Origin of the sequence: Chondromyces apiculatus DSM 436, assembly GCF_000601485.1 — a bacterium.
Lineage (GTDB): Bacteria > Myxococcota_A > Polyangia > Polyangiales > Polyangiaceae > Chondromyces > Chondromyces apiculatus.
In genome coordinates this window covers 13,443-27,567 of sequence record NZ_ASRX01000003.1, presented here as the reverse complement: position 1 = coordinate 27,567, position 14,125 = coordinate 13,443, and the positions used below count along the sequence as shown (strand labels likewise).

The following is a 14,125-nucleotide window of genomic DNA, read 5'->3' as shown; positions in this document are numbered from 1 at the left end:
CTGGCGGGTTGAGCGCCCAGGCACGGCGCACTAAGCTCCGGGCCGGATTGGCGCCCGGCCGCGCCGAACGTCCCGGCCTCACCCGGCCTCGGGGCTTCCCGCCCATCCCGGCGGCTCAGCCGGGCGCGACCGCGCACTCATGGAAGAACGAACCGCACCTCGCATCCTGCAATGGCTCGGCGCGGCGCAGGCACGGCGCCCCTGGCTGTTCCTGCTGATCGCCGTGCTGACGATGCTGCCGACCGGCCTGCTCTCGTCGAAGCTCGGCTTCAAGCCAGACTTCGCCGAGCTTTTGCCGGACAACAAGGACAGCGTGATCGAGATGCGCCGCGTCTCGCAGCGCCTTCCTGGGGTCACCACGCTGGCGGTGACGGCCGAGATCGACGACGGCAAGAACCGCGACGCCCTCAAGGCCTTCGTCGACGCGCTCACCCCGCGCCTCGAAGCCTTCGGAAAGGATGAGGTGGCGATCGTCGACCGCGGCGTGCACGAGAGCCGGGCCTTCTTCGAGGAGAACAAGCTCCTCTACGCCGACCTGAAGGACATCCAGTCGGCGCACGACGAGATGACCGAGCGCTACGAGTACGAGGTCCAGAAGCAGCTCGGCACGCTGCTCGACGACTCGGACCCGCCGCCGCCGATCACCGCGGAGTCGATCCGCCAGCGGCTCCAGCAGAAGGCCGCGGCGGCGGGCGCGGCGTCGGGCCAGACGGCTCCTGCGGCGGCGTCGTCCACCACGAGCAAGCCGGGAGAGCCCGCGAGCGACGCCTTCCCCGACGGTTACTACATGAGCCCCGACGGGAAGTTCATCACCGTCATCGTGCGCACCTCGGTGCAGGGGCGGGCCCCGCGCGAGGCGCTCCGCCGCAAGGTGGAGGCCGCGGTGGCCGAGGTGAACCCCACCCGCCTCGATCCGACCATGAAGGTCGGCTACACGGGTGATCTCGTCATCAGCGCCGAGGAGTACGAGTCGATCGTCAACGACCTGTCCGAGGTCGGCATCGGTGGCGTGCTCGGCGTGCTCGGCAGCGTGCTCCTCTTCTTCCTGCGGCTGCGCACGGTGCTGGTGATGGGCGCGAGCCTGGCCGTGGGGCTGCTCTGGACCTTTGGCCTTACCTATTTCACCATCGGCTACCTCAACAGCTCCACCGGGTTCCTGGTGAGCATCATCGCCGGCAACGGCATCAACTACGGCATCATGTACATGGCGCGCTACATCGAGGCGCGCCGCGACGACGACCTGCCGGTCGCGGAGGCCATCCTCGCCTCCCACCGCGACACCTGGGTGCCCACCCTCGCCTCCTCGGGCACCGCGATGCTGGCGTACGGCTCGCTGGTGGTCACCGACTTCCGCGGCTTCAAGCACTTCGGCGTCATCGGCGGCTACGCGATGATCCTCTGCTGGCTCTCCACCTACCTGTTCACGCCCGCCTTCCTGGCGGCCAGCGAGCGGGTGTTGCCCGCCTTCAAGCCGCGCGCTCCCGGTGAAAAGCCCACCCGCGTCCGCGGCTACTACGGCGTCGCGTTCTCCTGGATGGCCCACAGGTTCCCCCGCCTCCTGGTAGGGGCCGCGGTGCTCTTCGGGATCGGCTCGTCGGTGCTGTCGTACCAGTACTTCTCGGGCGATCCGATGGAGTACGACATGAAGAACATCCGCAGCGAGCCCGGGTCGAGCCCCGCCGTGGCGCTGTCGGGCCGGGTGGGCAAGATCGCGGGCCGCCTCTCGCAGGACGGCATGGCGATCATGACCGATCGCCTCGACCAGGTGCCGATGCTCGAGGCCAAGCTCAAGGAGCGCTACGACGCCGCGCCCGCGGACCAGAAGCCCTTCGAGCGGGTGGTCACCGTCTACTCCCTCGTCCCCACCCAGCAGGCCGAGAAGATCCCGCTCGTCGAGGCGATGGTGAAGATCATCCGCAAGGCGCGGAACCGGGGCTTCATCGGCGACAAGGACTGGGCCGAGATCGAGCCTGCCCTCCCCAAGGGTGACCTCAAGGAGATCGGCATCGCCGACCTTCCCGAGCAGGTGGCGCGCGCCTTCACCGAGCGCGACGGCACCCGCGGCCGCATCGTCTACATCGTCCCGAAGAGCGGCTTCAGCGTCTGGGACGCGAAGTACCTGATGCGCTGGGCGGACAGCTTCCGGTACACCGAGCTGCCCACCGGGGAGGTCATCAAGGGCTCCGGCCGTGCCGTCATCTACGCCGACATGATCCAGGCCGTCATCGAGGACGTCCCCAAGGCGACGGCCGTGGCGTCCGCGGGCGCGATCCTGATCATTATCATCGCCTTCCGTGGCCACTACCGGCAGGCGTTCGGCGTGTTCCTCCCCTGGTTCCTCGGGGTGAGCTTGCTCTTCGCCTTCCTGCAGCTCCGGGGCATCAAGCTCAACTTCCTGAACTTCATGGCCATCCCGATCACCATCGGCATCGGCGCCGAGTACGCGCACAACATGATGCAGCGCTACAAGTCCGAGCAAGGCCAGCGCCTCGACCGCGTGATCGTGGAGACGGGCGGCGCGGTGGTGCTCTGCGCGCTCACCACGGCGGTCGGCTACGTGGTGCTGATGTGGTCCATCAACCGCGGCATCAAGAGCCTCGGCCTCGCCGCGGCCGTCGGCGAGCTGACGTGCGTCTTCGCTGCGGTGATGGCGCTGCCCTCGGGGCTCGTCCTGCTCAACCGCTGGAAGCGCCGCAAGGGACAGCTCCCGCCGGAGCCCCACGGAAGCGAGACCTGAGCGCTGCGTGCGGATCCTCTACCTCGCGCCCAACATCCCGGTCCCGGGCACGCACGGCGGGTCGACCCACGTCACCCACGTCCACCGCGCCCTCCAGCGCCGGGGCCACGAGGTCCTCCTGCTCGCGCGCCGCGGCTCCACCGAGCCCGGCGTGCTCCCCCTCGGGACCGACCTCTTCCCCGTCTACAAGCACCTCGTCCCCGCGTACTACCTCGCGCGCGCCCTCGGCCCCGTGCGCCGCTTCGCGCCCGACGTCATCTACGAGCGCTACTCCGCCTTCGGCCTCGGCATCGCCTTCGGGCGCGCGCTCGGCGTCCCCTCCGTGCTGATGACGCTCGATCGCGACGCCAGCCCCATCTCGTTCCACTTCTCCGACCGCATCGTCGCCACCTCCGACGCGTTCATCCCTGCCCGCTACCGCGACAAGGTCCGCCTCGTGCACTGGGGCGTGGACGTGGAGGGCCTCTCCCCCGCCGGCGCCGCTGCCGTCCGCCAGCAGCTCGCGCCCTCGGGCGAGGCGATTGCGCTCTATACCGGCAGCTTCCACCGCTGGCACGGCGTCGATGCCCTCGTGGAGGTCGCGCGCCTCTGGGAGGGTCCCCCGCTCGTCATCGCCCTCGTCGGCGACGGCCCCGACCGCGCCCGCATCGCGCGGCTCGCCCAGGCGGTGCAGAACCCCCGCGCCCGCGTCGTGTTCGTGGGCCGCGTGCCCCACGCCGACATCGGCGGCTACCTCGCGGCCGCCTCGGTGTGCGTGGCGCCGTACGCCCCGCGGCTCCACCCCATCTTCCGCGTGCACGGCATGAACCGCGATCCCATCAAGGTGCTCGAGTACATGGCCCTCGGCCGCCCCACGGTGACCATCGACATCCCCCGGATGCGCGCCCTGTTCCAGCCCGGAGAGCAGGTGCTCCTCTACCCGGCCGAGGATGTGGCAGCCCTCGGCGCGCAGCTCCGGGCGCTGATCGAGGACCCAGCGCTGGCCCGCCGCGTCGGGGAGGCAGGCGCCACCCTGGTGCACGCGCGCTACTCCTGGGCGCACCACGCCGAGGAGCTGGAGCGCGTGTTCCAGGAAGTGGTGCCCGGTGAGCCGTCGAGGTCGCCGTGATACAACGCTCCCCATGCGGAGCAGCAAGCGGTGGTCGAGCGTCGCGCTCGCGGCGGTGATGGCGGGGGCGCTCGGCGCGTGCTCGGGCGATGACGGCACCGACGGCGGAAACGGCGGCAGCGGCGGCGGGGGAGCTGGCACCACCGGTCAGGGTGCCTCCACCGCGACGGGCGGCGGGGAAGGCGGAAACGCTTCAGGGGGAGGCAGCGGCGAGGGAGGCAGCTCCGCCACGGACTGCGGCGCCATCCCGGCCTGTTCCATCTGCGCCGACTGCACCAAGGAAGGCCCGTGCGCCGCCGAGTACGAGGCCTGCGTCGAGAACTCGACCTGCATCGACCTCTACGTCTGTTACAACGACTGCTCCGCCGGAGATGCCACCTGTCAGGACACCTGCGACGCGGTGTACGCGCAAGACGCGCCCGAGTTCGAGCCGTTCCACACCTGCTACACGGGCGTGTGCAGCACCTCCTGCGGGAGCTGAGCCGGCCGCCACGCCCTCTCGTCTCCCCACCGCATCCACCGGGCGAGCTTGCTCCCGGCGCCGATCCACACTTCCCTGGATCCCATGCGCTTCGCCCGGCTCGCCCCTCCCGACCAGGATCGCCCGCCCTTCTACGCCCGCCTCGAAGGCGCCGCCGCCCTCGTCTACGACCGCGCCCCGTGGCTGGGTGGCGCCCCCACGGGTGAGACAGTCGCCTGGATCGAGCTCGACCTCGTCTGCCCCGTCGAGCCCACCAAGATCGTCTGCGTCGGCCGCAACTACGCTGCCCATGCCCGCGAGCTCGGCAACGACCTTCCCACCGAGCCCCTGCTCTTCCTCAAGCCTCCTTCTGCGCTCGTCGGCCCTGGTCAGACCATCGTCCTGCCTCCCGACAGCCAGCGCGTCGAGCACGAAGCCGAGCTCGGGGTGGTCATCGCCCGCCGCTGCCGCAACGTCTCCGAGTCAGACGCCCTCTCCCACGTCTTCGGGTACACCTGCCTCGGCGACATCACCGCCCGCGACCTGCAGCGCAAGGACGTCCAGTTCACCCGCGCCAAAGGCTTCGACACCTTCTGCCCCGTCGGCCCCTGGATCGAGACCCTCGTCGATCCCGCCTCCCTCCGCGTGCGCGCCCTCGTCAACGGCGCGGTTCGCCAGGATGGCCCCACCGCCCACATGGTCTGGGGCGTCCCTGCCCTCATCGCCGCCATGAGCCGGGTCATGACCCTGGAGCCCGGCGACGTCCTCGCCACCGGCACCCCCGAGGGCGTCGGACCCCTCGTCGACGGTGACGAGCTGGTCATCGAGATCCTCGGCGCCAGCGACGGCGCCCCCGGCCTCGGCGCGCTCCGTCTCCCCGTCTCCGCCAGCGCCCCTGCCTGAGCGACCACCGGCTCTCCGGCGAGCGCCCCTGCCTGAGCTGCAACCAGCTCTCCGGCGAGCGCCCCCCTCAGCTTCCGCCGCCCGGCTCCTGCACCACGAGCTTCCCCCGCGCGATGGCCCTCACCACGTCCATCGGCGTGATGATCCCCGAAAGCCCGCCCTCTGCATCGAGCACCATCAACCGGTGCACCCCGTGCTTCGCCAGCGCCCCGATGGCCGCCTCCAGCCCCTCGTCCAGCCCCACCGAGAGCACCTTCGCCGTCATCAGGGACTCGACGCGCGCCCCGGTGGGCACCGACCCATCGAGCTTCACCACGTCGCTCTGCGAGAACACCCCCACCACCTGCCCTGCGGCGTCGCACACCGGCGCCCCGCTCACCCCGATGGTGGACAGCGTGCCCATCGCCTCCGCGAGAGACATCTCCGGCGACAGGGTCACCACGCTGTGCGTCATCACGTCCCTCACCCGCAGCATCGCTCCACCTCACCGCGGAGCGAACCACGGCCCGCACGCGGGATCAACGCGCCATCAACCCGGCGTCAACGCGCAGGCGCCGCCCCGTCCGTGGCCACCTCCCAGAAGCTCCGGTACGGCTTCTTCTCCTGCCGCGCCGCGAACTCCGAGAAGCGCTGGAGCACCGTCGCCGTCCGGTGCCCCTCCATCTGCCGCGGGTGCTTCCGCCCCTGGTCCAGGTACGCCCGCACCAGCACCGCGTCCTCCCGCGCCGGCAGCGCCGCCACGTTGCGCCGCCACTTCTCCCACACCTTCGGTTCGAGCAGGTACTGCTCCACGTTGGACACGTAGAACGTCGTCACCGGCATCCCCTTGTTCTTCAGGAGCTCCGCGAGGGCGGGCATGGCCCTGTCCCCGGCGAAGTCCCCCACCACCGGGATCACCCGGTGCTCCCGCTGCATCCGCTGCACGAACCGGAACGCCTCCTCCGTCGCCAGGAAGCCCCGCTTCACGCCCCCCGGCTCGTCCTCTTCGAGCAGCTCCCGCAGCGTCGGATAGCGCCGCCCCTTCTTCTCGTGCAGCTCGAAGCGCAGCTCCAGTTGCCGCTCGTGGAGCTGCCGCGCCATCACCTCCATCGCCTTCCTGTCCGCCGCGTTCAGCGTCACCCCCCACGTCTCCTCCACCCGACGCCGCGCCCGCTCCAGGGTCGCGTCGCGTGTCGCCGCGTCCGCCGGCATCTTCTCCGCGTGCCGGATCACGGCGGACACGTCGGCCCTGGCCCCGGGATCCCCCGCCGCATCCCAGGGACGCCCGAGCAGGAGCGCGAGGAAGTGCGCCCGGCTCTCCGCCTCCACGAACAGCGCCTTGTAATAGAGGTGGTGCACCAGGTTGTCCCGCCGGATGTCGATCACGAACGCCACGCTGGGGCGCGCCAGCGCGATGTACGTGAAGTTCTGCTCCGGCCCCACGCCCAGGTACACCCCGCCCGCGGGGCGCGCCGCAAGCTCTGCGGCCACCTGCAGGTACGACGTCTCGTTCGAGATCAGGTTGTCCGAGAAGAACTCCCCGTTCGGCTCCGACAGGGTGGAGACCAGCCCCGCGAACGTCCCGAGCCCCGCGACTTCCCCGCCGGGGCCCACCCCAGCCGCGTCGGCGCCAGCCACACCCGCGCCAGCCACACCCGCGCCAGCCGTTCCCGCCCCAGCCGCTGACGCCTGTGCACTGCCTCCGGGTGCCACCGCACTTCCAGCCGGCGGCGCCGCTGCGCTCCCGGCAGGTGGCGCCGTCGAATTCGTGCCAGCCGCCGCTGTCGTCCTCGCGCCGGCCGTGGCTCCCGAGGACGCGGCTGGACGGATCGGGTCTGGAGCCCCCGCATCGCTGCAGCCATTCATGGCGAGCAGGAGCACCAGCGAAACCGGGGCGAGCACATGGCACAGCGAGGTGAGCGGTCGAGGGATCAGCATGGTTCGATCAGGGAACGCCAGCCGCGCGCGCAATCATTCCGCGCCCCCGAGCGTTCCAGGAAAAGGTCGCGGAAATGACTGCGGAGAGGAGACAGGCCCTCTCCCGGTGGTTATATCCCGCTGCCACGACCTGGCTCGCCTGTGATTTCATGACCACGATTCACCAGAGCAGCACGGGGCCCTACCGCCCCATGCCGTTAACCTCACGGAGTTGACCGATGTCACCGATCTCCCGATCCACCGAAACGACCTTGCTCGAGTGGTACACCCGCGCAGCCCGCCCCTTCCTGGAGGAGCACGCCCCGTCCGACCTCGCCGCCCTCGACCAGCAGGGCAAACGCCTCGGCCAGCTCGCGAGCACCGTCGATGAAGACGTCGCCGCCTGCTTCCTGGGCGCCGCGGGTGTCGGCAAGAGCACCCTCCTCAACGCCCTCGTCTCCGAGCGCTACAACCTCCTCCCCCACGGAGGCGTCGGCCCTCTCACCGCCCAGGCCACCGTCGTCCGCTTCTCCGACGCCCCCTACTTCCGCGCCACCTACCTCCCCCCGACGGCCCTCAACCGCATCCTCTTCGCCCTCGAACGCGCCCACGAGGTCGCCCAGAAGCGCGCCGCGGATCTCGCCGCCACCGAGGCCGTCGCCGCCCCCCTCGACGAGGAAGACCGTCGCGACGCCGAAGCCGCCGTCCCCCTCGCGTCCCCCGACGCCCCCACCGAGGGCGCCCGCGACAAGATCGATGCTTACGAGCGCCAGGTCCGCCTGCTGATCCAGGGCGACCAGCAGGGCGAGATCGACGCCCCCTTCCTCCTCGACGCCCTCCGCGCCGTCCTCGCGCTCCCGGCCCGCTGGAACGGCCGCGCCCCCACTGCCGACGAGCGCCGCCGCATCGCCGCCATCCGCGAGAGCATCCACCTCCCCCTGCGCGGCGACGCCCACCGCGAGCGCCGCGAAGGCGGTGACCTCGAAGGCTTCCTCCGCGAGCTGCGCGAGCACGCCTCGGGCTTCCTCGCCCCCCTCATCAAGAAGCTCGACGTCGGCTGGAACGCCGACGCCCTCCGCGAGGGCCTCACCCTCGTCGACCTCCCCGGCGTCGGCGTCGCCAACGACGAGTACCGCAACGTCACCGCCGGCTGGATCCGCGACAAGGCCCGCGCCATCGTCCTCGTCGTCGACCGCGCCGGTGTCACCGAGGCGAGCGCCGACCTCCTCCGCTCCACCGGCTTTCTGAACCGCCTCCTCCACGACAGCGACGACCCCGAGGCCGATCCCGTCGCCCTCTCCGTGGTCATGGTCAAGGTCGACCAGTCCGCCGACGCCGCCTGGCAAGACGAGAAGCTCCTCAAGCCGGGCGCCGCCCGCAAGTGGGGCGAGCACTGGCGAGACATCCACGCCCGCGCCATCGAGGTCGCCCGCGCCCAGCTCCGCCAGGAGCTCGAAAAGCTCTCCGCCGACGGCCCCGACGCCACGCGCGACGAGCGCCGCGCCGCCCTCGCGCGCGTCCTCGACACCGTCCAGATCCACGCCGTCTCGGCCCCCCAGTACCGCCTCTGGCACCTCCAGGACGACGAGGAGCGCCCCCGCATCAAGAGCCCCGACGAGTCCCACCTCCCCCAGCTCCTCACCGCCTTCCGTGCCCTCGCCCTCGACGTCCGCGCCCGCCGCGAGGCCCAGCTCACCGCGGCCCGCACCGACTTCCAGCGACGCACCCGCGCCGCCCTCGACCTGGTCCGTGCTGAGTGGGAGCAAGGCGCCCGCGCTGAGCGGGAGGCTCAGCAGCTCCGCGAGGAGCTCGAGACCTTTCTCGCCCCGAAGCAGCGCGAGCTCGACGCCCGCCAGGGCGCCTTTCGCGAGTTCCTCCGCGAGAGCCTCCCTGCGCAGATAGAGGCCCAGGTGAACGCGGCGAGCCTCGAAGCCAAGGAGGACATCGCCCGATCCCTCGGCCGCCTCCGCAAGATGCACTGGGCCACCCTCCGCGCCACCGTCCGCCGCGGCGGCGCCCACGTGAGCAACCGCGGCATCCACCTCGACCTCCCGAACGACCTCGCCCTCCGCTTCGAGGAGCCCATCACCGTCGTCTGGACCAAGCACATCCTCGCCGCCCTCCGGAAGAGGACCGCCGAGCTCGGAGACGACTACGTCGCCCTGGTCGCCGAGGTCGTCGCCTGGGCCCGCAGCCAGGACGCCCGCGTCCAGGGCCGCTTCGTCGAGGCCCTCCACGAGAACCTCGTCGCCCAGACCCAGGATCTCTCCTCCATCGGCAAGGAGGCCGTCGACGAGCTCAAAAAGAACGTCCGCGCCCAGCTCTACGCCCAGCTCGTCCTTCGCGTCCGCGCCCGCTGCCAGGCCTTCGTCGACCAGAAGAGCGACGTCGGCGCCGGGGTCAAGCAGCGCATCCTCGAACTCTTCGGCGAGGAGCTCGCCGCCGGCGTCGTCGAGATCGCGCGTCCTGCCGCCGTGAAGGTCCTGCGCGACAACTACAACGCCGTGCAGTCCGAGATCACCGACCGCTTCGCCGCTTACCGCAACCCCCTGGAGAGCGCCCGCGACGCCATCGTCGGCTCCCACCAGGACAGCATCCGCCGCAGCGATGCCCAGCGCCGCCAGGGCGTCCTCGACCAGATCGACGCCGTCCTCCGCGCCGCCCCCGCCGCCGTCGCCATCGCCCCCGCTGCCGTCGCGAGCGCTCCCGCTGCCGCCCTTGTCGCTGCCCCCGCTGCTCCCGCCGCTCCTGCTCCTGGCATCGTCACTGTTGCCCCTGCCACCCCGGCCTGAGCCCGACGCGCACTGAGCCCGACGCGCAGCCTCTCTACCCCTTGCGGGCTGCGCGGGGCTTCACCTTGCGGCCCGCCCCCACCTGGCGCTTCTTCCCGGCCGCACGGCTCCGCCGAGCTTCGCCTTTTCCTTCCAGCACCTCCTCCAGCGTGCTCGCCGTGAGCAGCCGCTCCGCCATGCTCTCCAGGGCATCCAGCGGCGCTTCGTCCACGCGCTCCACGGCCTGCACTGGCAGCTCCCCGAAGCGTCGTTCGAGCAGCCGCCGCAGCATCCTCCGCTCCCCTTCGAGCCGGCCCTCCTCCCGGCCCTCCTCCCGGCCCTTCTCCAGGCCTTCTTCCCGGCCTTCCTCCTTGAGGTACTCGCTCGCGTAGAGGACCCGATCCGCCTCGGTTCTGCCGACTGCTTCGCGCACTGCCATGACCACCTCGGTCCTGTCCTGCCCGGTGACACTCCGAAGATACTCCATCACCGCCATCATGGCTGCTCCCCCCTCCGGCGCCGCCACCACCGCGCGCAGCGCCACCGCCCAGCCCTGCAGCCGCCCCAGCAGCTCCTCCGGGCTCCGCGCATGGCGGAACAGGTGGAGCACGACCTTGCCGAGCGCGCTCAGCGCCCTCCGGGACAGCTCCTCGTCCTCGACGTGGCTGATGTCGTCCAGCACCACCCCGAAGCGCAGCAGCAGCTCCCCTGCCGCCTCCTCCAGCGCCCCGTTCACGTCGAGCAGCTCCTCGAACCGCCGCGCCGCCCGCCACCCGCTCTTGCTGTGGTGCAGCACCACCGGCAGCACCACCGGCAGCCGCTTCACCTCGGGGTGCTGCTCCAGGTAGGCCCGCCAGATCCGCGTCATGTACTCCAGGATGCGCAGGAGCATCCGCGGGTCGACGTAACTCTGGTGCTCGAAGAGCAGGTAGATCAGCCCTCTGCGCCCGCCCATGGTGGCCGAGAACAGCAGATCGCTCCTGCGCTCCTCGAGCTTCGGATCCACGAAGTGACCCCGCTCCAGCCGCAGCGTCGAGAAATCGATCTGCGCCGCGAGCGCTCCAGGCAGCACCGCCTTCAGCGCCGGCGCCGCGTGCTCGACCTTGCCGAACGTGAACTGGAAGAGCCCATCGTGCGGCGTCGCCCCTGCCGCCTTCGCTGCCCCCGGCGCTTCACCGCCCCTTGCCGCCTCGCCATCCCCTGCCGGCTTCTCCCCTGCCGGCTTCTCCCCTGCCGGCTTCTCCCCTGCCGGCTTCTCCCCTGCGACGCGCTTCCTGCCACCGCGTGGCTCGCGGCGCCCCTCGTCTCCGGTTACAACTGGCGCACCTGCGCGCGAACGAGCACGGGACATGGTCGACCTCGCGCACCCTACCGGACCCCCCGCGCCCTCCCCAACAATCCGCCCTCTTCATGAACGACCCCCGCCACGCGCCCCTCGCCCTCGTCCGCAAGCCCGGAGACCTCACCCTCTGCGCCCCCCTGCGCGTGCGCCACAGCTTCGGCTTCGACGAGGTCGACCTCCTCCGCCCCCCCGCGCGCCTCTGGGCCGACGGCGCCTCCGTCCCGCCGCCCATCGACGTCCACCTCGACGCCCGCCGCCTCGAACCGGCCCCCGCCCCCACCGACCTCCTCGCCCGCGGCCCCGCGCCTTCCGACACCTGGACCGCCCTCACCCAGCGCAGCCTCACCCGCCTCCTCGCGTGGTTCCTCCTCGTCGAGGATCCCCAGCATCGCCTCGACGCCCACCCCATCGTCACGCTCGCCCACCAGGCCAGCGTCGTGCAGCACCTCCTCCACGCCCCCCACCTCCGCCGCGCCCTCCTCGCGGACGAAGTCGGCCTCGGCAAGACCATCGAGGCTGGCCTCCTCATCCGCGAAGTCCTCGCCCGCGACCCTGCGGCCCGCGTCCTCTACCTCGCCCCTGCCCGCCTCACCCGCAACGTCCGCCGCGAGCTCGATCGCCTCGGCCTCGCCTTTCGCTCCTGGGTCGCAACGCCCACCGATCGTGACGCCACCCTCGACGACCCCCGCGTCGTCGCCAGCATCCACCGCGCCTCCCTCGACGCCCACCTCCCGCACGTCCTCGCCGCCCCTCCCTGGGACATGATCGTCGTCGACGAGTGCCACCACCTCTCCGATGACGTCCCCCACGACGCCCCCCGCGGCGGCCGCCCTGGCGCCCAGCACCGCCTCGTCGCCCAGCTCGCCGAGCGCCTCGGCGCCCACGGCCGCCTCCTGCTCATGAGCGGCACCCCTCACCAGGGCCACCCCGATCGCTTTCGCAACCTCCTCCGCCTCCTGCGCCTCCCTGGCGAAGACGACACCGCCCTCGCCGGCCGCGTCATCTACCGGACCAAGGAAGACGTCCACGACTGGCAGGGCCGCCCCCTCTTCCCCCGCCGCCAGGTGAACCCTCCCCTCGTCCTCGACCTCGCCCCCGAGCACCGCGCCTGGCTCGAAGCCATCCACCGCTATTTCGACCCCGAGCACACCACCGGAGGTCGTGCTGCCCAGGCCCTCCAGTGGGCCACCTCCAGCGTCCATGCCGGCCTCGGCTACCTCGTCCGCCACGCCATCCGCGCCGGCTTCACCCTCGACGACCTCCCCGCCCTCCTCCCGGCCCTCGAAGCCCTCCGCCCTTACCGCCTCGGCCCTCCCGACGAACCCCCGAGCGTCCTCTTTGCCCGCCTCTCCCGCGAGATCGCCCGCAAGACCGACGACCCAGACACCGACGACCTCGACGACCTCGAAGACCCCGACGACGACGCCCGCTTCCGCCCCGATCCCCTCCGCCTCGCGCCGCTCCTCCGCGACGCCGTCCACCTCCTCCGCACCGACGACGCCCGCTGGCACTTCCTCTACGACCACCTCCTCGCCGCCCCCGCAGCCGGATCTCTCTCCGCCGCGTCTTCTCCCTTCGCCTCTTCTTCCCCCACCGTCCCCGAGAAGATCGTCCTCTTCGCCCAGCCCATCGAGACCGTCACCGCCTTCGCCGCCTACCTCACCCGCCGCACCGGCGCCCCGCCTGCGCTCATCCTCGGCGGCCAGACCGACGACGCCCGCACCCGCCAGCTCGCAGCCTTCTGCGACCCCCGCGGCCCTCGCTTCCTCGTCTCCTCGCCCGCCGGCAACGAAGGCCTCAACCTGCAGATCGCCCGCCGCCTCGTCCACCTCGACGTCCCCTGGAACCCCATGGACCTTGAGCAGCGCATTGGCCGCGTCCATCGCTTCCTCTCCCGCCGCACCATCCTCATTGACACCCTCGTCACCCGCCACAGCCGCGAGGTCGACACCTACGCCGCCGCCCGCAACAAGCTCCAGACCATCGCCAGCGCCCTCGTCCCCCCGGATCGCTTCGAGGCCCTCTTCTCCCGCGTCATGTCCCTCGTCCCTCCCGACGCGCTCCAGGACCTCCTCGGCCGCGCCCCCCTCGGCCCCCTCGACGACGCCGACCAGGCCCGCCTCTCCGACCTCGTCCACCGCGGCTTCGAGGAGTGGCGCGCTTTCCACGACCGCCACGCCGCCGAGCGCCGCGCCATCCGCACCCTCGACCCTGGCGACGCCACCTGGGACGACCTCTCCCTCTTCGCGCGCCGCGCCCTCGCCGCCACCCCTGCCGAAGGCTTCACCGCCCTCCGCTTCCTCGCGCAGGACGGCGACATCCTCGCCACCCCCGAGCACGCCCCTGTCCTCACCCTCGACGGCCGCCCCTACACCTGCGCCGACACCGCCGGCATGCCCGTCACCCGCGACGACGGCACCCCTGCAAGCCCCCTCGGCCTCAACCTCCCTCTCCTCGCCGCCGCCCTCCGCGCCGCCGTCTTCCCCGATCTCCCCACCGGCGCTGCCCACCTCCGCTGGCCCGACACCACCCCGCGCCCTCACCCTGGCCCCTTCGGCATCCTCGTCGCCGTGCGCCAGACCGTGCACCTCGATCAGGGCATCGCCACCGAGCACCCCCCGACACTCCACGCCTTCCTCGTCCACCCCGACGGCGCCCGCCACCCCGTGCACGCCCCCCACCGCGCCCCGCTCCTCCGCGCCCTCGTCTCCGCCGCCCTCCCGCGCGATCCAGCGCCTCCCGCCGCCCTGCTCACCGCGTTCACCGCCGCCCTCCAGCAGGCCGAGACCGCCCTCCTCCAGGACCTGCGCCGCCCCACCGACACCGAGGAGGCCGCGTCCATCCTCGCCGCCGCAACGCCCATCCTCGCCGCCCTCATCACCTGAGCGCCGCGCCCCTCGATCCTCCG

9 protein-coding genes are annotated in these 14,125 nt (G+C 71.8%); 6 read left to right on the top strand and 3 right to left on the bottom strand.

The genetic code is table 11. From position 1 onward, the window contains the following. Nucleotides 1–139 precede the first annotated feature (139 nt). From CAP_RS01835 to CAP_RS01820, 4 genes are all read left to right on the top strand, one after another. Nucleotides 140–2,737, top strand: a complete 2,598-nt coding sequence (locus CAP_RS01835; protein ID WP_044235401.1) for an efflux RND transporter permease subunit — start codon at nucleotides 140–142, stop codon at nucleotides 2,735–2,737. Nucleotides 2,738–2,744: 7 nt separating this feature from the next. Then, the gene (locus tag CAP_RS01830) at nucleotides 2,745–3,845 is read left to right on the top strand and encodes a glycosyltransferase family 4 protein (RefSeq protein ID WP_044235399.1); all 1,101 of its coding nucleotides are present in this window, start codon (nucleotides 2,745–2,747) and stop codon (nucleotides 3,843–3,845) included. A 13-nt stretch (nucleotides 3,846–3,858) separates the two neighbouring features. Continuing rightward, nucleotides 3,859–4,326 (top strand): hypothetical protein, encoded by a 468-nt coding sequence (locus CAP_RS01825; RefSeq protein ID WP_044235397.1) that lies wholly within the window; start codon nucleotides 3,859–3,861, stop codon nucleotides 4,324–4,326. 84 nt (nucleotides 4,327–4,410) lie between these two features. Beyond that, nucleotides 4,411–5,208 (top strand): fumarylacetoacetate hydrolase family protein, encoded by a 798-nt coding sequence (locus CAP_RS01820; RefSeq protein ID WP_044235396.1) that lies wholly within the window; start codon nucleotides 4,411–4,413, stop codon nucleotides 5,206–5,208. A gap of 67 nt (nucleotides 5,209–5,275) precedes the next feature. On the opposite strand, the gene CAP_RS01815 is transcribed toward CAP_RS01820, so the two are convergent. Continuing rightward, nucleotides 5,276–5,683, bottom strand: coding sequence for a CBS domain-containing protein (locus tag CAP_RS01815; protein ID WP_044235394.1), 408 nt, complete (start codon nucleotides 5,681–5,683; stop codon nucleotides 5,276–5,278). Between the two features lie 65 nt (nucleotides 5,684–5,748). Continuing rightward, nucleotides 5,749–7,125, bottom strand: coding sequence for an LIC_10091 family protein (locus CAP_RS01810; protein ID WP_197040952.1), 1,377 nt, complete (start codon nucleotides 7,123–7,125; stop codon nucleotides 5,749–5,751). 218 nt (nucleotides 7,126–7,343) lie between these two features. Between CAP_RS01810 and CAP_RS01805 the strand changes: the two genes are divergently transcribed. Then, nucleotides 7,344–9,896, top strand: coding sequence for a dynamin family protein (locus CAP_RS01805; protein WP_044235389.1), 2,553 nt, complete (start codon nucleotides 7,344–7,346; stop codon nucleotides 9,894–9,896). A gap of 34 nt (nucleotides 9,897–9,930) precedes the next feature. Here CAP_RS01805 and CAP_RS01800 read toward each other — a convergent pair whose 3' ends face one another. Then, a complete protein-coding gene (locus tag CAP_RS01800) occupies nucleotides 9,931–11,226 on the bottom strand; it encodes an Rpn family recombination-promoting nuclease/putative transposase (protein WP_044235387.1) in 1,296 nt (431 codons plus the stop codon). Between the two features lie 59 nt (nucleotides 11,227–11,285). On the opposite strand from CAP_RS01800, the gene CAP_RS01795 reads away from it, so the two are divergent. Then, the gene (locus CAP_RS01795; RefSeq protein ID WP_044235386.1) at nucleotides 11,286–14,102 is read left to right on the top strand and encodes a helicase-related protein; all 2,817 of its coding nucleotides are present in this window, start codon (nucleotides 11,286–11,288) and stop codon (nucleotides 14,100–14,102) included. Nucleotides 14,103–14,125: the final 23 nt, after the last annotated feature.